The 17,361-nt window shown below is 67.3% G+C and carries 18 protein-coding genes; 6 read left to right on the forward strand and 12 right to left on the reverse strand.

From position 1 onward, the window contains the following. Positions 1–31: 31 nt before the first annotated feature. Both ABD301_RS23215 and ABD301_RS23220 read right to left on the reverse strand, forming a co-directional pair. Positions 32–613, reverse strand: a complete 582-nt coding sequence (locus ABD301_RS23215) for a Trp biosynthesis-associated membrane protein (protein WP_163571565.1) — start codon at positions 611–613, stop codon at positions 32–34. Positions 614–751: 138 nt separating this feature from the next. Beyond that, complete coding sequence (locus ABD301_RS23220) at positions 752–1,465, reverse strand: TetR/AcrR family transcriptional regulator (RefSeq protein ID WP_344312541.1); 714 nt, start codon at positions 1,463–1,465, stop codon at positions 752–754. A gap of 105 nt (positions 1,466–1,570) precedes the next feature. Between ABD301_RS23220 and ABD301_RS23225 the strand changes: the two genes are divergently transcribed. Further along, entirely contained in the window at positions 1,571–2,287 is a 717-nt protein-coding gene (locus tag ABD301_RS23225) for an SDR family NAD(P)-dependent oxidoreductase (protein WP_344312543.1), read from the forward strand. Positions 2,288–2,344: 57 nt separating this feature from the next. On the opposite strand, the gene hisI is transcribed toward ABD301_RS23225, so the two are convergent. Then, positions 2,345–2,722: a phosphoribosyl-AMP cyclohydrolase gene (gene hisI, locus ABD301_RS23230; protein ID WP_163571561.1), complete on the reverse strand. Its 378-nt coding sequence runs from the start codon at positions 2,720–2,722 to the stop codon at positions 2,345–2,347. Between the two features lie 89 nt (positions 2,723–2,811). On the opposite strand from hisI, the gene ABD301_RS23235 reads away from it, so the two are divergent. Then, positions 2,812–3,519 carry a TetR/AcrR family transcriptional regulator gene (locus ABD301_RS23235; RefSeq protein WP_344312545.1) on the forward strand — a complete coding sequence of 236 codons (708 nt, stop codon included), beginning with the start codon at positions 2,812–2,814 and terminating at the stop codon, positions 3,517–3,519. On the opposite strand, the gene ABD301_RS23240 is transcribed toward ABD301_RS23235, so the two are convergent. Further along, a complete protein-coding gene (locus ABD301_RS23240; RefSeq protein WP_163571559.1) occupies positions 3,449–4,054 on the reverse strand; it encodes a hypothetical protein in 606 nt (201 codons plus the stop codon). The two genes, ABD301_RS23235 and ABD301_RS23240, sit on opposite strands and share 71 nt — an antisense overlap. Positions 4,055–4,150: 96 nt before the next feature. Next, on the reverse strand, positions 4,151–5,077 hold the full coding sequence (locus tag ABD301_RS23245; RefSeq protein ID WP_344312547.1) for a LysR family transcriptional regulator: 927 nt from the start codon (positions 5,075–5,077) through the stop codon (positions 4,151–4,153). Positions 5,078–5,201: 124 nt separating this feature from the next. Here ABD301_RS23245 and ABD301_RS23250 point away from each other — a divergent pair, with 124 nt between their 5' ends. Continuing rightward, on the forward strand, positions 5,202–6,458 hold the full coding sequence (locus ABD301_RS23250; protein WP_344312549.1) for an MFS transporter: 1,257 nt from the start codon (positions 5,202–5,204) through the stop codon (positions 6,456–6,458). Between the two features lie 725 nt (positions 6,459–7,183). Here ABD301_RS23250 and ABD301_RS23255 read toward each other — a convergent pair. Then, a complete protein-coding gene (locus tag ABD301_RS23255) occupies positions 7,184–8,149 on the reverse strand; it encodes a LysR family transcriptional regulator (RefSeq protein WP_279581962.1) in 966 nt (321 codons plus the stop codon). Between the two features lie 51 nt (positions 8,150–8,200). On the opposite strand from ABD301_RS23255, the gene ABD301_RS23260 reads away from it, so the two are divergent. From ABD301_RS23260 to ABD301_RS23270, 3 genes are all read left to right on the forward strand, one after another. Beyond that, the gene (locus tag ABD301_RS23260; RefSeq protein ID WP_344312552.1) at positions 8,201–9,412 is read left to right on the forward strand and encodes an MFS transporter; all 1,212 of its coding nucleotides are present in this window, start codon (positions 8,201–8,203) and stop codon (positions 9,410–9,412) included. Next, positions 9,409–10,041 (forward strand): TIGR03085 family metal-binding protein, encoded by a 633-nt coding sequence (locus tag ABD301_RS23265; protein WP_344312553.1) that lies wholly within the window; start codon positions 9,409–9,411, stop codon positions 10,039–10,041. Before ABD301_RS23260 ends, ABD301_RS23265 begins: the two co-directional genes overlap by 4 nt. Before the next feature lie 108 nt (positions 10,042–10,149). Next, positions 10,150–11,019, forward strand: a complete 870-nt coding sequence (locus tag ABD301_RS23270) for a GNAT family N-acetyltransferase (protein WP_344312554.1) — start codon at positions 10,150–10,152, stop codon at positions 11,017–11,019. Positions 11,020–11,071: 52 nt separating this feature from the next. On the opposite strand, the gene ABD301_RS23275 is transcribed toward ABD301_RS23270, so the two are convergent. From ABD301_RS23275 to ABD301_RS23300, 6 genes are all read right to left on the reverse strand, one after another. Then, the gene (locus ABD301_RS23275; protein WP_344312555.1) at positions 11,072–11,977 is read right to left on the reverse strand and encodes a carbohydrate ABC transporter permease; all 906 of its coding nucleotides are present in this window, start codon (positions 11,975–11,977) and stop codon (positions 11,072–11,074) included. 9 nt (positions 11,978–11,986) lie between these two features. Then, complete coding sequence (locus tag ABD301_RS23280; protein WP_279581959.1) at positions 11,987–12,853, reverse strand: carbohydrate ABC transporter permease; 867 nt, start codon at positions 12,851–12,853, stop codon at positions 11,987–11,989. A gap of 84 nt (positions 12,854–12,937) precedes the next feature. Beyond that, the gene (ngcE, locus tag ABD301_RS23285; protein ID WP_344312556.1) at positions 12,938–14,368 is read right to left on the reverse strand and encodes an N-acetylglucosamine/diacetylchitobiose ABC transporter substrate-binding protein; all 1,431 of its coding nucleotides are present in this window, start codon (positions 14,366–14,368) and stop codon (positions 12,938–12,940) included. 844 nt (positions 14,369–15,212) lie between these two features. Then, positions 15,213–15,983, reverse strand: coding sequence for an imidazole glycerol phosphate synthase subunit HisF (gene hisF, locus ABD301_RS23290; protein ID WP_344312558.1), 771 nt, complete (start codon positions 15,981–15,983; stop codon positions 15,213–15,215). After that, complete coding sequence (priA, locus tag ABD301_RS23295; RefSeq protein ID WP_163571550.1) at positions 15,980–16,705, reverse strand: bifunctional 1-(5-phosphoribosyl)-5-((5-phosphoribosylamino)methylideneamino)imidazole-4-carboxamide isomerase/phosphoribosylanthranilate isomerase PriA; 726 nt, start codon at positions 16,703–16,705, stop codon at positions 15,980–15,982. The genes hisF and priA overlap by 4 nt, the downstream gene beginning before the upstream one ends. A 34-nt stretch (positions 16,706–16,739) precedes the next feature. Beyond that, positions 16,740–17,279, reverse strand: a complete 540-nt coding sequence (locus ABD301_RS23300; RefSeq protein ID WP_163571549.1) for a PadR family transcriptional regulator — start codon at positions 17,277–17,279, stop codon at positions 16,740–16,742. Positions 17,280–17,361 lie beyond the last annotated feature (82 nt).

Here is a 17,361-nt window from a genome sequence, read left to right on the forward strand (position 1 = left end):
ACCGATCTTGGTGACGCTACCCCCGCGCGAGCTACCGGGTCGGGTCTTCGCCGCGGTCGAGGGCGTCCCACGTCTCGGCGTCGTTGGACCCGCCGGCGGCGACCCGGGCCTTGCCGTCCGAACCCAACTCGTACCGCTGCGAAGCCGTCCACCGGCGCGCGTACAACGCCACCCAGACACCGCTGACCAGCACCAGGAAACCGCCGAGCAGAGCCAAAAACACCCACCACACCGTCACTGTCACGGACATCGACGCGGTGGTCGGCCGCAGGTCAGGACCGGCCACCGCGGCGACCGCGTCGGCGAGGATCCCCAGCCCACAGAGCGCCAGGAAAGCGCCCACGATCGTACGGCCGATCCGTTTGAGGGCCAGCAACGCGAGGGTTCCGGCCAGCGCGACCAGGGCCAGCGCGGCGGAGATCGGGGCGACGGCGCCTCCCGCGATGGACTTGGTGACCGGCGGGAGGGGTGCAACCTGGTGGATGAGGGAGGTGCCCCACGGCTGGGTGGTGGCCCAAAGCGCGAGGCCGGCGCCGGCCGCGCAGAGCACGAAGCTAGCCGCCAGGCCCACGGTGCGCCGGGGCGGATTCTCGGTCTTGTGCTGCTGCGCCACACCCCCATCGTCACACGCCAGCCTCCGCGGCCGACCGGCGATGCCGGCCAGCATCAAGTCCAGGCCCAGCCCGACCTGCTCCTCAGGACTGGAGGCTTGTCGCCATCGACTTGGCCGGTCAGGCTCACGAGGTCGAGGTCAGCGACGGCCAGGTCCGGCTGAAGCTGACCGAGAGCCCAGTTTTTGTTCACCCTGGCCAAGACTGACCATCGACTGGCGGAGCTGGTCGGCGGTGAGCGGCGGCTCGTCGATGGGGGTAGCGGCCGCCGTACGCAACCCGTCCAGTAGAAAACCGAGGTGGCGCCGCCAACTGTGCGGCGCCACCGCGCGAGTGGCGTCGATGATCCGCGCGGCCGACCAGAGCACGTACGCGAAGTCCACCAGCGTGAAGTCCGCCCGCAGCGCACCAGCTCGCCGCGCTCTCTCGACGATCGCACCGACCTGCGCGAAGCCCTCCCCGCAGGCGGACTCGGCGAGCGACGCGTCCGGATAGCGGCGCGACAGGATGTCGTTCAGGCTCCGGTCCCCAGCCTGCCGCTCGCACGTACCCAGCACGTACGACTCAAAGCCCTGCCATGGGTCGGCGCAGGCCAGCGCCTGTTCGCCGAGCTCGATCAGCGGAGCCAGCCGGGCCGGCATGACCTCGTCGAGCAGCGCCGCACGCGTCGGGAAATGGTTGTAGAGCGTCCCGATGCTGACGCCTGCCCGCCGGGCGATCTCCTCCAGCGGCACGTCCAGTCCCCGGCCAGCGAACTCCACATGCGCAGCGTCGACCAGCTTGCGGCGGTTCGCGGCCGCGTCGCGGCGTAACACCTTCGCCGGCCGTGCGGTCGAACCGTCGGTGAGTGCCATGACTCCAGTGTACAAAACTTGAGACATCCCTCAACTTCGTGCTACCTTCGATTCAAGTTGAGGGTCACCTCAATTTAGTCACTGGACCCGGAAGGCAACACAGTCATGCCCAAAACCCTTGCCATCTTCGGAGTCGGCCCCGGCATGAGCCGGTCCGTCGCGAATCGCTTCGGGCGCGAAGGTTTCCGCCTCGCGCTGGTCGCCCGCAACCTGGACAAGCTGGAGAAATACGTTCAGGAGCTGGCCGCCAACGGGATCGAGGCAGCGGCCTTCACGGCCGACGTGACCGACCGCGGCGAGCTCGTACGGGTGATCGGCGAGATCAACGAACGGTTCGGGCACATCGACGTGGCCCAGTTCAGCCCGTCCAATCTCGACACGCCGGTGGTGAATGTCCTGGACGTCGACCCAGATGACCTGCCGGCCCAGTTCCAGATGCCGTTGTGGGCTCCCATCGCGCTGGTCAAAGCGCTGTTGCCGGGCATGATCGAACGCCGCGACGGCACCATCCTGCTCGGCTCCGGTGTGTCAGCCGTACGCCCGGTGCCAGCGCTCGGAAACGTCGGCATCGCGCTGGGCGGACTTCGTCAGTACGTACAAAATCTGAACGCAGCGGTCGCGGACAAAGGTGTCTACGTCGGGGTCATCCACGTCGGCGGCCTGATCGACCGCAGCGATGCCAGCAAGATCTTCGAAAAGCACGCACCAGCGGACATTGGCCCGGTCCCCCGCGTCAACCCGGACGAACTCGCCGAGACCGCCTGGGAAATGCACGCCAACCGCGACACCTTTGAGCGAATCGTCGGCTCGTACGCCCAATAAACCCACCGCGAGCTTGACCATTTCGTCGCCGACACACCGGTGTGGACAACGAAAACGTCAGGTTCGCGGAGGTTGATTGTCTAGCAGGACGATGGTCTCGAAGCAGCTGTGCAGGCCGGTGTGGCAGGCCGGGCCGACCTGCTCGACGGTGACCAGCAGCGCGTCGCCGTCGCAGTCCATCGCGACGGAGCGGACTTGCTGGGTGTGCCCCGAGGTCTCGCCTTTGACCCAGTATTCCTGCCGGCTGCGCGACCAGTAGGTGGCACGGCCGGTGGTGAGCGTCCGGTGCAGCGCCTCGTCGTCCATCCAGCCGACCATCAACACCACCCCGGTGCCCTGCTCCTGCACCACCGCGGCCACCAGGCCGGCGTCGTCCCGCTTGAGGCGCGCCGCCACCGCGGGATCCAGTGCGGTGGGGCGTACGGCCGTGTCCATGCCTCCATTGTGACCCCGCGGCCGTCCGAGGTGCGACGATGGGCGGCAGCGACCCGGTGGTCGCGGGCAGCACAAGCGAAGGGTGATCGGTGGCAGCGCGGAACGAACCGGAAGGCGGCGACCAGCCGGCACAGCGGCAGGCGGCCACGGCACCGGCCCGGCGGCGATCTGGGCGGCCGCGCGGCGAGACCCGTACTCGTGAGGACATCCTCGCGGCCGCTCGCGGTGAGTTCCATCAGTACGGGTTCGACCGGACCACCATCCGCGGCATCGCCGCCTCGGCCGGCGTGGACCCTGCGCTGGTGCATCACTACTACGGCTCCAAGCAGGACCTTTTTCTGGCCGCTCTGCAGTTCCCGGCGGAGATCCCGCAACTGGTGCACACCGTGATGGCCGGCGGCCCGGAAGGCGCCGGTGAGCGGCTGGTTCGGTTCTTCCTCAGCATCTGGGATCGCTCCGACACCATCAGCCCGTTCATGGCGCTGCTGCGAAGCGCGATCAGCAACCCGCAGGCCACCGCGATGCTGCGGGAGTTCGTCACCGACATGGTCATCGGCCCGGCGACCAGCCAGCTCGCCGTCGACCAGCGGGCCATCCGGGCGCCGCTGGTCGCCTCCCAGATGATCGGGCTGGCCTTCGCTCGGTACGTGCTGGAGCTTGAGCCCATCAGGTCCGCCTCGCTGGAGACGCTGGTGGGCACCGTCGGCCCGACCGTACAGCGCTATCTCACAGGTCCTCTCCCAGATAGCGCCGAGTGTCCCGATGAAACTGCAGGCAGCCCAACAGGATCACGTTGATCACCACGCCGCCGGCCGCCGCCGGAATGGTGACCCAGCCGGCGATCACGGCGGCCACCAGCGCCAACAACGTCAGCCAGCAGAGCGCCACCGACCAGAACCAGGCGCCGCTGCTGCGCCGCCGGGCGGCCCGGTCGACCAGCCACGCCTGAAGCCAGACCAGCACCAGGCTGCCCGCCACGATCGCGGCCAGCCCGCTGACGAACGAGGTGTGCAGGCCGGCAAGGCTCAGCAGCACGACCTCCGCGCCGGCCCCGCACCCGCCGATGGTGCCGGCGACCGCCAGCCCGAGCGCGATCCAGCGGGCCACCCGCAGCGGCGTCGGCGCGCCCGCCAGCCCGAGCGGCTCCTCGCCGACGACTCGGCCGCGGAACACCGAGACATTGCGCTGACCAGCCAGGTCGTCGTCGGACTCGGCCGCGTCCGGCTCCTCGTCCTTGATCAACGACAAACCGGGGGGCGCCGGCACCACGACGGCTTCGGCGGCCTCCTCCTGCTCCGGTTCGGTCGGCTCATCGTCACGTACGCTGCTCATGCCTCCATGGTGACAGGGTCCCTACCGGCACCCGCCACGCCACACGTTGTGACTCTTTTCGCTACTTAGGGCGACGAAAGTCGGAACTCCGCGCGATCACCAGGCTGGTGCCCAGGTCCCGGGCCTGCCCAGGGTGGGCCGGGTGGAGCGCAGGTAGTCGCGCAGCGTGGCGAGAGTCGGGTGCGGATTGCCCGCATGCCAGATCAATGAGTGCGGATAGACCGGCGTCGGGTCTCGTACGACCACCCGCCGCAGGTCGTAGTTCGCCGGCCAGACGAGCCGGGTCTGCTCGCCGACGAAGGTCGCGAGCGCCGCCGAGTCGGCGAGCATGTCCAGCAGGTGCTCGATGCCGAAGTTGGGCCCGATCACGTCAATCGTGACGCCGAACGCGGTCGCGAACTCCTGGTAGTACGCGGCCCACTCCGTGCCGGGCACGATCCCGGGCATCCAGATCCGCTGCCCGGCCAGCTCGTTCGACGCGATCGTACGAGCGATCGCGAACGCGTGCGCGGGACCGGTCAGCAGGTGAATCGGCTCGTCGAGGACCCGGACCGCTTGGACGCCGTCGGTGAGCTGGCGCGCGGGCAGCGGGACGGCACGGATGGATGCGTCGAGGGCACCGGACCGGATCGCCTCGATGGCCGCGTCCGTGTCCAGGACGTGGGTGACCACGTCGAGTTCGGTCTCGGGATGCGCCCGGTGGAAGTCGCGCAGCAAGCCGGCCGGGGCGATCCGCTGGCCGATCACGTCAACGCGCAGCGCTCGGCGGTCGGGGCGTACTGAGGCAATGGCCCGCTCCTCGACCCGCAGCAGCTCGCGGGCGTGCGGCAGGAACGCCTGCCCGTCGATGGTGACCCGAGCGCCCCGCGCGGTCCGGATGAACAGCCGTACACCGAGATCTTTCTCCAGAGCGGCGATGCGTTTCGAGACCGCCTGCTGGGTGATCGACAGGTCAGTCGCGGCCTCCTGAAACTGCCCCGCATCCACCGCCGCGACGAAGGTCCGTACGGCTTCGATGTCCATGACCTCACAGTAGATAAACAACGCGCGGTTGTGGCTCGCCGACCGAACGGTTGTTTGATCCGCTGGCCGGCCGCTCGCTTAGATCGTGAAGGCCAACGTGAGGTTGTGAGGCAAGGAGGGCGCGATGGTGAGACGGTCGCTTGGCCGACGGTTCGGATGGCTCTGGGGCGCGTACGCGGTCAGTACGTTCGGCACCTGGCTCGCGTTCGACGCGTTCACCCTGATCGCGATCCTGGTGCTGCATTCCAGTCCGGCCGCGGTGTCGGTGCTGGCCGCGGCCGGCCTCGCGGTAGGCGCGGCGGTGGCGGTGCCGCTCGGCCCGTGGGTGGAGTTCCGCCGCAAGCGGCCGGTGCTGGTCGCGACGGACCTGACCCGGTTCGCCGCGGTGCTCAGCATTCCGGCCGCGTTCGCGCTCGGGATGCTCACCTTCGGCCAGCTTCTGGTTGTGTCGGTCATCGTCGCGGCGGCCGACATCGCCTTCAAGTCGGCCAGCGGCGCGTACCTGAAAGGGCTCGTACGCCCGGAGCACCTGCTCGTCGCGAACGGCCGGTTCGAGTCCGTCACCTGGACCGCGAGCGCGGTCGGACCGCCGATCGGGATGGCCGCGGTCGGGATCTTCGGACCGGTCACGACCGTACTGGCGGACGCGGTGAGCTATCTGCTGTCGGCCGCGGCGCTGCGGGCGATCGGCGGGCCGGAACCACACCCCACTCGTACCAACGCGGCCCGGCTGCGGCCCGCCGACCTGCTCGACGGCTGGCGGCACATCCTCACCCACCCGTCGCTGCGTCCGTTGTTCTTCAACGCGATCCTGGTCAACGGCCTGATCATGGCCCCAGCCCCACTGCTCGCCGTCCTCATGCTCGGCCGCCTCGGATTCGCTCCCTGGCAGTACGGCCTGGCGTTCGGGGTCGCCTGCACCGGCGGCCTGCTGGGTTCCCGGCTGGCCCCGCCACTGGTCGCACGCTTCGGTCAGCACCGGATCCTGCGTACGTTCGGGACGCTGCGCGCCTGCTGGCCCCTCGGTCTGGCCTTCGTCAGTCCCGGTGTCCCCGGGCTCCTGGTCGTGATCGCCGTCGAGTTCATCCTGATCGCGTGTTGTGGCGTCTTCAATCCCGTCTACGCCACCTACCGCCTGGAACAAACTCCCACCGACCGCGTCACCCGTACCCTGTCCGCCTGGTCTATCGCCAGCAACGCCAGCATCGCCACCCTGACCGTCCTTTGGGGCTTCCTCGCCACCGTCACCACCCCCCGCCTCGCCATCGCAGCCGCCGGCCTCCTCCTACTGGCCACCCCCCTCCTGCTCCGCAAAGCCGTCAACCACCACCCCAACAACACCCCCGCCAACCCCGCGCAGCCCGCACCGTCCACCCCATAGCCGGCCACTCCAACGCGACCCACCCCACGGTCCCCACCCCGACCGGACCCGTCACTTTTAAACCAAGTCGGCCAACTTCAACGGACCCAACCTCACGGTCCCACCCCGCGCGGAACCGTCACCATTTCCATCAAGTTGGTCGACTTTGTACGGGACCCTCAGTCCCCACCCCGAGCGGAACCGCCACCATTCCCATCAAGTTGGTCAACTTCAACGGGACCCAGCCCCGTTCGGCGCCATCGGCCGCCAGGCCGATGTTGTCGCCCCTCCGGCAGGAGCGTCCGCCTTTGCAGGCCCGCGGTCTTTGCGGGCCTACAAAGGCGGACTCTCGTAGCCGTAGTCGACGGCGCCCGCGCCGAAGGCGCCAGAAACACAGGGCGCATCGGCAGTAACCATCAGAAAATCCCGCCCCGCCACCGGTCTTTGGTGGCGGGGCGGGATTTTCTGATGGCTGGTAGACGAGACGCCGCACCCTCACAAACACCGCTCTTAACCAGGGCGCCCATCTCCCCAGCACACCGCTTTTAACCAGGGCGCTCATCTCCCCAGCACACACCGCTTTTAACCAGGCTGTCGCGTCCCCAGCACACACCACCCCAACCAGGCCGCTCACCTCCCCAACACACCGCTCTCAACCAGGGCTGTCGCGTCCGCAGTGGACCCGAACCAGGCCCGCCATTCCCACCCAGTCCCGACCAAACCAAGGACGGCTCTGGGGAACCTAACTAATCCGAAACAGCCAGGAGGCGACCAGCGTTCGCCAGCAGGAACTCGCGAAACCGCCGGGCCGGCGGATGCAGGTCGTGAACCGCCGACGGGTCGTCCCGATCCGCTGGCCAGATCAAGCAAATCGTACGGGCGGCGACCGGGGAGCTGATCCGGACGGCGACCGCGCCGGGGGTCGTTTCGGCAGACGTGATGGGCAGGATGGAGACGCCGAGACCGGCGGCGACGAGGCCGCGGGCGGTTTCGACTTCCTGGCCGACGAAGGCGATCCGTGGAGTGAATCCGGCCGCGTGGCAGAGGTCGTCGCAGATCCGCCGCAGGCCGTATTGCGGCTCCAGGCAAATGAAAGCCTCGGTCGCGGCCTCGGCCAGCCGAACCTGGCGACGGCTGGCGAAGCGGTGGCCGGCGGGGACCATGAGGACAAGCGGCTGGGTGGCCAGCGGGCGTACGGCGATGCCGGGGCCAGCGGTGCCTGGGGAGACCAGGCCGAGGTCGATCTCGCCGCTGCGAACGCGTTCGCGGATGTCGTCGGTGCTGGCCTGGGTCAGGGTGAACGTGATCAGCGGGTGCTGGGCACGGAAAGTACGCAGCAGCTCCGGGACCGTACGCGGTGCCATGGTGTGCAGGAAAGCGAAGGACACCCGGCCAGCGTCCGGATCGGTTTCGGCGAGCACCGCCTGGCAGCCGGCGGCGAGTTCACGGGCGGCTCGCTCGGCCGCGGGAAGCAGCGCGCGACCGTGTCTGGTCAGTCGTACGCCCCGGCCGCTGCGCGCGAAGAGCGCGACGCCGAGCTCCTCCTCCAGCCGAGCGATCGCCCGGCTGACCGTCGGTTGTGGCACCCCCATCCCGATCGCGGCACGGGTGACGTGCTGTTCGGTGGCCACGGCCAGAAAGGGCAACAGTCGCTGGCTCAGCGCCCGCACCTGATCTGTCCACTCGCCGTTATACAGATCCGTATCAGTCACCCATTAATCATGTATTGGACGTATCGATCTGACCAGCCTTACGTTGCGAACATGACCGCCAACCGCCGCCGGGTCAGCCTCGGACTTTTCCTCTGCGGCCTGGTCACCTTCGGCGCTGTCTACAGTGGACAGTCGTTGCTTCCGGTGCTGGCCACGGCGTGGCGGATCACCCCGGGCGAGGCGAGCCTCACGGTGTCGGTCACCACCGGCGCGCTGGCGGTTTTCGTCATCCCGGCCAGTTTGCTGGCCGACCGGCTGGGCCGCAGCCGCGCGATGGCCGCCTCGGTGCTGGCCGGCAGCGTGCTGACGCTGGCGGGCGCGGCGAGCAAGAGCTATCCGATGCTGCTGGTCCTGCGAGGCCTCGCCGGGGTGGCCTTCGCGGGCGTGGTCGCAGTGGCCATGGGCTATCTGGCCGAGCAAGTGCCGGCGGGGCAGCTGGGGTCCGCGGCCGGCTTGTACGTGGCCGGCAACAGCGTCGGCGGGATGGTCGGTCGGGTGCTCAGTGCGACCTGCGGCGATCTGCTCGGCTGGCGCGCGGCGCTCGCCATCGCCGGCCTGCTGGCGCTGGTCGGCGCCTTCGCGGCAGTACGGATCCTGCCCGCGTCGGCACCGCACGCAGATCGTCCGCCCGCACCACTTTGGCCATTACTGAAGCAAAACCTGTCCGATCTGGTGCTGCTCCGGCTGTGCCTGATCGGCGGGCTCGCGATCAGCGCCTTCGTCACCGCGTACAACTTCCTCGGTTTTCGTTTGCTGGCCGCACCTTTCGCCCTGCCGGCGACCCTGGTCGGGCTGATTTTCCTGACTTACGTGGCTGGTACGGCCGGATCGGCGATCTGCGGACGGCTGACGGATCGCTTCCCGCACCGATACGTGCTGCTGATGACGGCAGCTGTCGCGGCGCTCGCGGCAGTGCTGACGCTGCCGGACTCGCTGCCGCTGATCCTGATCGGCCTGATCGCGCTGACGGCCGGGTTCTTCGCCAGCAACTCGGCCGCCACCGCGGCGGTCAGCCTCCGCTCCCCCGGCGGCGCGGCGCTTGCCGGCGGCCTTTACACCTTCGGTTACTACCTCGGCGCCAGCGTCGGCGGCACGGTCGGCGGGATGGTCTACGGCGCCGCCGGCTGGACCGCGACCGCCTGGTACATCGCCGCGCTCTTCCTGGCCGCCGGGCTGCTCGGCCTGACCATCCGGGTCGGCTCCGCCACATCGAGCCGTCAGCGGGAGCCGGCCGCGGTCACCGGTCGTACGATGCCGGAATGACTTCGCACGCACGGTTGGAACGAACGGCGCTGGTCGAGGCGATGCGCGAGGTCGGTCCGGACGCGCCGACGCTGTGCACCGGGTGGACCACCCGGGACCTCGCCGCGCACCTGGTGATCCGGGAGCGCCGGCCGGACAGCAGCCTCGGTATCCTGCTGCCCCAGCTCGCCGGCTACACCGAGCGGGTCCGCACCCAGGTGATGGAAGCCAAGTCGTACGAGCAGCTGCTCGACCTGATCGACTCCGGCGCCTGGTGGTCGCCGACCGGCAACCCGCTCGCCGACGGCGTGGTCAACCTGGCCGAGTTCTTCATCCACCATGAGGACGTCCGGCGCGCCCAGCCAGAATGGGGCCCGCGGGCCATCCCCGCCGACGTGGAACAGAAGTTCTGGTCGAACCTGCGGATCATGGCTCCGCTCGCGCTGCGCCGGGCGCCGGTCGGCGTGCTGCTGACCGCGAACGGCGGTCGCACCATCCGCCCGAACCGCGGCGAGCCGACCGTACGCCTGGACGGCCAACCCAGCGAGCTGCTCCTTTTCGTCTCCGGCCGGCAAAATTCCGCCCGTCTCCAGATGGACGGCGACGCCGACGCGATAGCCACCCTGATGTCCGCGAGTTTCGCGCTGTAGCTAACCGAGATCAACAAAAACGAGGAGGAGGTGTGCGGCTGATGCGTACGACTGCGGTGAGCGCCACCTCGGTGACGACTCTTTTGGCTTCCTCATCTTGGAGATCTCTTGTCTTTTCGGATAACCACCTGGACTGAGCACGACCACGGCCCGACCAACTACCGGCTGGCCATGCTGGCGACTGATGCCGACGGTATCTGCGCTGGCACCGCGTTTCTTCGCATCTATACCGCGCCTGACCGCGGCCACCTGGTTTTATTGGAAGGAGCAGTACATCCAGCCGCCCGCCGGACCGGTGTCGGCACGCAGTTACTGGAAACGGCCTTGGGGCACGCGCGTACGACTGGCGCCAAAATCGTGCTCAGCGATGTCGAGGCGGACACGTCTGGCGCGACTTTCCTTGTCAACAAGGGGTTCCGACCCGTACTCACGCTGGTGCATACCAGACTTTCCCTGACAGAAGTGGATATCGCCGCGCTCGTGGAGAAGCCGCATCCCGGATATCGGTTGGTCTCCTGGGAAGGTGTCGCGCCGGACGGACTCGCCGAGTCGCTGGCCGGCGCGCACAACGCGATGAACGACATGCCGGTGGGCGACTCAGGACGTAAGGCGATCAGGTGGGACGCCGAACGGGTGCGCACGGTCGCGAAAGCGGTGGCCGACCGCGGCTCGGTTCTGCACACCGTGACAGCGATCGCCGGCGACGGCACGGTCGCCGGATTCACCGATGTGGTGGTGCCAGCCGACGGGACCGGCGACGGCCATGGCTCGGGGACCGCGGTGCTGGCCACACATCGAGGTCACGGCCTCGCGCTCTGGATGAAGGCGGAGTCGATCCGGCTGGTACGAGCGAGGCATCCGGAACTGTCCGGGCTGCTGACCGACACGGTTGACACCAACTTGCCCATGCGGCGTACGAACGAGATTCTGGGCTATCTGCCGACCAGAACCACGGTCGAATACCGACTCGACTTCTAACGCACAATGCCCCGTGGCGCCGGCCACGGGGCATTGCAGCAAACCGGAAAACCTACTTAACGGCTCCGGCCGTCATGCCGGCCTGGACCTGACGCTGGAAAATGATGTAGACGATCAGGACCGGGAGCATCGCGATCATCAGGCCGGCGAACAGCTGTCCCCAGTCGCCCGCATAACCCTGGCTCACCACCAGATCGGCGAGTCCCTGCGTCAACACGAACTTGTCACGATCCGAGTTGAGCACCAGCGGCAGCAAATACTGGTTCCACTGGCCGAGGACGTTGAAGATGCCGATGCTGATCAGGCCAGGTCGGGCCAGCGGCAGCATGATCCGGAAGAAGGTGCCGGCGTGCCCGCAGCCGTCGATCAGCGCCGCCTCGGCGATCGAGGTCGGCAGCGTACGGAAAAACGAGGTCAGGAAGAACACCGTGAACGGCAGCGAGTATCCGATGTAGACCACGATCAGGCCCTGGTATGTGGAGAGCAGGCCCATGTTCTTGAGTACGAAGAAAAGTGGCACCAGGGCGAGAAACACCGGAAAGGTCATTCCCGAGATGAACAGGAAGTAGATGATCCGGTTGCCCTTGAAGTCGAACCTCGCCAGCACGTACGCGGCCATCGAGCCCAGGATCATGGTGCCGATCACGCCACCGCCGACCACGATGAGGCTGTTGAAGAAGAACGCGCCGAAGTTCGCGTTGATCCAGGCACCGGACCAGTTCTCGAAATGCAGTTTGGTCGGGAGCGCCCACGGCGCCTCAAAAATCTCCGCGTTCGTCTTGAACGAGGTCATGAATGCCCACAGCATCGGCAAAATGACCATCGCGGCCCACAAGATCAGAATTCCGTGCGAGAAGACGTTGAGAACGCCGCCCTCGCTGGGAATCTTCTCCGGCTTGGTCGGGGTTTTCGCCACCGAGACTGCGGTTGGTTCCGCTTTCTGGATCTGAGTCGTCATCAACTTCCCCTAGAACTCGATCCGCTCACGGCGTGAGAACCGCAGCGTCAGGACGGCGAACAGCAAGGTCACGATGAGCATGGCCACTCCCATGGAGATGCCGTAGCCGGCCTGCCCGTGGTTGAAAGCGGAATCCCACAGGTAGAACGGCACGACGGTGGTGGCGCCGTCGGGACCGCCCGGTCCGTTCGTCATGATCTGGACGATCGCGAAGCCGTCCATCGCGATGATGCCCAGATAGACCCACCCGGTCTGGATCGTGTCCCAGATCAGCGGGAAGGTGATCTTGAAGAAGGTGGTGAAACGGTTGGCGCCATCCAGCAGGACCGCCTCGTAGATCTCGTCCGGGATGGCGCTCATCCCGGCCGAGAACAGTACGACGTAGAAACCGACCTGCCACCAGACCATCACCGCGATGACGCAACCCAGAGCGAGCTTCGGGTCGGACAGCCAGGAGATGGTCGATGGGATCCCGATTGCCCGCAACCCCGAGTTCAAGGCGCCGTTGTTGGGATTGTAAATAGCGCCCCAGAGCACCGCGATCACGGTGATCGACAGCACCTGCGGGAAAAAATAGACCACCTGATAGAGCTTGCTGCCCCGGACGCCGGCGACCGTCTGGTTCTTTCGTTTGCGGCCGCCGACGTTGATCATGAACGCGAAGAACAGGCCCAGGGTGAGGGTGATCAGCGGCAGCACGATAAGCAGGATCACGTTGTGCCATAACGAGAGCCAGAAGACCGGGTCGTGCGCCAACCTGATGTAGTTCGCGAACCCAGTGAAATCCTGGGTCGGCGTCAGGCCCGACCAGTCCGTCATCGACAGGCCGATGGCTTGCACATATGGCCAGATCACGAAGATCAGATAAATTGCCACCGGTGCCGCCAAGAACGAGACGATGAACCGGTTCCTACCGTGCCGCATCGCTGATTGTTACTCCGTTTCAGGCTGGGTTACCGACTAGGAACTGTGCTTGAACTTCTTGATCGCCGAGTTCGATGCGACCGCGTCGGCCGCGGCCTGCGCCCGGGTGATCCAGTCGGCGGTGGAGAGCTCCTTGTGCATCAGCAGACCGGTGTTCTGACCCAGCGACTTCTTTTCCAGGTCCGGATACCAGTCCGGCAGCCGCGGGTTGCTGACGCCCTGGCCGGCCGCCTTCAGCAGCGCGTTCGCCGAGGTCAGGCCCGGCGGCAGCTGGATGCCGTCAGCGGCACCAGCCACACAGGTCAGCGAGCTGACCAGCTTCGCGAAGTTCTGCGACTGCGCCTTGGAGAGCATGATCCGCAGCAGTTCCTGGCCGCCGAGGGCGTTCTTGCCCTGCTTCGGCACGATGAACGGCTCGCCGGAGGCCGACCAGGTCGACCCGTACGGCAGCTTGTCCGCGGCGGACGCCGACGGGGGGCCGCCGACGGCCATGTTGAAGCCGGCCGGGGTGGTCGGCTTGGACTCGTTCTCCACCCACGAACCGTTCGGGATGAACGCGGCCTTGCCCTGGTTCCACGCGGTCTGCGACTCGATGTGCGTCAGGCCTTCGCTGCCCTGCAGGATGTAGCCCTTGGCGGCCAGTTCGGCGAACGCGTCCACCGCCGTCTTGACCGCCGGGTTCTTCCAGGCGTTCGGTTCCAGGTTGTCGATCGACTTCATCACGTCCAGACCGCCGATCTTGGCGATCATGCCGTACATCGCGAAGTGGACGTAGTAAGGGTATTTACCGGCGTACGTCCAACCGGCGATTCCCTTGCCCTTCAGCGTCTCGCAGGCCGTGATCATGTCGGCCCAGGTCTGCGGGTACTTGATCTGGTACTTGTCCAGCTGCGCCTGCGAATACCAAACGCCGAAGACGTTCTGCGCGTAGTTCATCGCATAGACTTCTTTGCCGCCGTACTGACCCTGCTCAACCGAACCGGGCAGCAGGGTGTCCCGCACCTTCTTGGTCGGGTCGTCGAACGAGGGCGCGTCCAGCAGTGGCGTCAGGTCGGTCAGCTGGCCCTTGCTGATGAGGCTGTTCATGTCCAGCTGCTGCGCACCGGAGTTGTCGATCAGGTCAGGCGGGTTGCCGCCGACGAACCGCGGCGCGAGCTGCTGGGTGATGGTCTGCGTACCGGTGTGCTTGATCGTCGCCTTCGGATACTTCTGCTTGAACGCGGCCTCGGCGTCGGTGGCGTACTTGTCACCGAAGCCGCCCTTGAAGATCACCACGTCCAGCGGCGCGTCGACCTTCACGCCGAGCGGATTGTCCTTGGTGACCGTGCCCTTGTCGGAACTTGCGTTGCCTGAACCGCCACCGGTGGCGCAGGCGTCCAGCAGTGCCGCGCCGGGAACAGCCAGGGCGCCCAGCGCCGCCGCCCGAGTGAGCAGCGTCCGCCGGGACACCTCAGATGGTCCGCCCATTGCCTCTCCTCTTTCTGTTTTTCAGGTGCCACCACCATGGTGGCTTTTGATGCCATTCACCGATCCTGCTGACTACCTCAGCCGAGCCGGAGGTGAAAGATATCCACTCCAAAGCCGTGGGTCGCTGCCCCACGCCGGGCGACGACCAGTTGTCCCCATCGCGGGTCGCCGGGTATGACGACCAACGCGGTGGAGGTGAGTACGTCCCGGCGCTGTTACACCGAGTGACGACGGCTGCGCCGCGGGCGCTGTCCGCCGCCGGCGGGCGCCAACCAGATCCGTGAGCTTGTCTCGCAACTTCCGTTCCCGTGCCGAGCTCCGGCGGTGAACGGTCCGCATCGCCGAAAGTGCCTGCGCAACGGCCGGGTTGGCCGTGGTGTGGCCACCGTACCGGGGATCTTGGAGCCAGCGGTGCCGATTCCCGGCTTTGCCGGCGAGTCCGGACGACCGGCTACGGCCGCCGTTTCGGCCCAGAGGGCCAGCCAGGAGTCCTTTACCCGGACCGAAAGTGGCATCCCGGGCGAATGCCCCGCGACTCCCCTTCGGCTCGGCCGCGAGCGGCCTCCAGAGCACCGCGTCCCAGCCTCCCGCCACACCGCTGGCCACCGCCGATCGCGGTTCGCACGCCACGCGGAGGCGGCGGGGGGCACAGCGGGCAGGCACCGATCGTCTCCCGGATGAGCATGATTCGTAAGTGTCGTTGGGTACGGTGCCCGTCCACTCGCGAACAGTCAACTAACGATTCGGCGGCACCCGTCGATTATCCACCCACAAATCATGGCATAGATGCACAAAGCAGTCAGAAAAATGTTTGCAGTTGATCGATAGCCAGCCACTTGCGACATCAACGCACTGGGTTTCCGACTTCCCGGAGGGCCTGCTTCACGGCCGGAATGGCCACCGTCCCGAAGTGGAAGACGCTCGCCGCGAGCACCGCGTCAGCGCCCGCCGCGACCGCCGGGGCGAAGTCCTGGACGCTGCCGGCACCGCCGCTCGCGATGAGTGGCACGTCCACCACCGCGCGGACGGCACGGATCATCTCCAGGTCGAAACCGGCGGTCGTACCGTCCGCGTCCATCGAGTTCAGCAGGATCTCGCCGACCCCCAGTTCCTGGCCGCGGGCGGCCCACTCGACCGCGTCCAGACCGGTCCCTCGGCGACCACCGTGCGTAGTCACCTCGAAACCGCTGGGCGTCGGTGGACCATCGACAACGCGGCGCGCGTCGACCGACAGCACCAGGACCTGCGCGCCGAACCGCCGGGAGATCTCGCCGAGCAGCTCCGGGCGGGCGATCGCCGCGGTGTTCACGCCGATCTTGTCGGCACCGGCGCGCAGCAACGCGTCGACGTCTTCCACGGCTCGGATCCCACCGCCCACGGTCAGCGGGATAAACACGCACTCCGCGGTCCGGCGTACCACCTCAAGCGTGGTCGCCCGGCCGGCCGAGGACGCGGTGATGTCCAGAAAGGTGAGCTCGTCCGCGCCGGCCGCGTCGTACGCCCGGGCCAGCTCGACCGGGTCACCGGCGTCTCGCAACGCGGTGAAATTGACACCCTTGACGACCCGGCCGCCGTCCACGTCCAGGCACGGAATGACCCTGACCGCGACGGTCATCGGACCGCCGCCAGCGCCTCGGGCAACGTGAAATTGCCTTCGTACAAGGCAGTCCCGACTATCGCGCCCTCGACGCCGTTCGGCACGAGCCGCGAGATCTGTTTCAGGTCCTCGATGGTCGTCACGCCGCCGCTGGCAATGACCGGCTTTTCGGTACGCGCGCAGACATCGATCAGCAGCTGCAGGTTCGGCCCGCGGAGCATGCCGTCCTTGAGCACGTCGGTCACCACGTACCGCTGACAGCCGTCGTTTTCCAGCCGCTGCAACACATCCCAGAGATCGCCACCCTCGCGCGTCCAGCCGCGAGCGGCGAGCCTGTCACCTCTCACGTCCAGGCCGATCGCCACCCGATCGCCGTACTCGGCGATGATTTTCCGGCACCAGTCCGGATTTTCCAGCGCCGCCGTGCCAATGTTCACCCGCCGGCAACCGGTCGCGAGCGCCGCCTTCAGCGAGTCATCGTCACGGATCCCACCGGACATCTCGACCTGCACGTCCAGCTTGCCGACCACCTCGGCGAGCAACTCCCGGTTGTGGCCCCGCCCGAACGCCGCGTCGAGATCGACCAGATGCACCCACTCGGCGCCGCCGCTCTGCCAGTTCACCGCGGCCGCGATCGGGTCCCCGTACACCTTCTCGGAGCCGGCTTCGCCCTGCACGAGCTGCACGGCCCGCCCCTGGGTCACGTCGACAGCCGGCAACAACGTCAAGCGGTTCGTCATGCCACCCATTCTCCCGATCCGGCGCTGCGGCCGCTCAGCTGGGCCGTTGGGCTTGCGAGAGCTGCTCAATGCACCACAGTGCCCAGTCGCGTACGGCCGGCAGGGTGCGTAGGCCGCGCTCGGCGACCAGTCGGCCGACCGCGAAGGGGTTGTCCCGCCACTGTGCCGGTGCCTGGTTGATTTGGGCCTGCATCGTCTCCAGGCGCTGGGTCGTACGGTCGGCGTAGTCCTGCAGGATTTTGATCGCCTCGGCCGGTTCGAGGTTGCCGAGCAGGAACATCCGCAGCGCGGCCTCGCTGCGGACGGCCTCCTCGGTCAGCGGATCCGCCAGCAGCCAGCGCCGCAGCTCCTGCCTGCCCGGGTCGGTGATCCCGTACGTCTTGCGCCCTCGCGACGCGGTCGCGACCACCTCGACCAGCTCGTCCTCGGTCATCCGTCGCAGTTCCGGATAGACGTGGCTGTGAGTCGTGTGCCAGGCCCACTGCATCAGCGAACCCTCGAACTGCTTGGTCAGGTCGTACCCGCTCGCGGGGCCTTCGGCCAGCAGGCCGAGCAGGGCATGGCGAAGTGACATGACGGCAGCATAGCAGCTTTAGTGTCCGTCCGGACATGTACATATTGACACTCGATCTCGTGGCTGTCAGAGTGAGAGCACG

It is taken from the genome of Fodinicola feengrottensis (assembly GCF_039530045.1).
Lineage (GTDB): Bacteria > Actinomycetota > Actinomycetes > Mycobacteriales > HKI-0501 > Fodinicola > Fodinicola feengrottensis.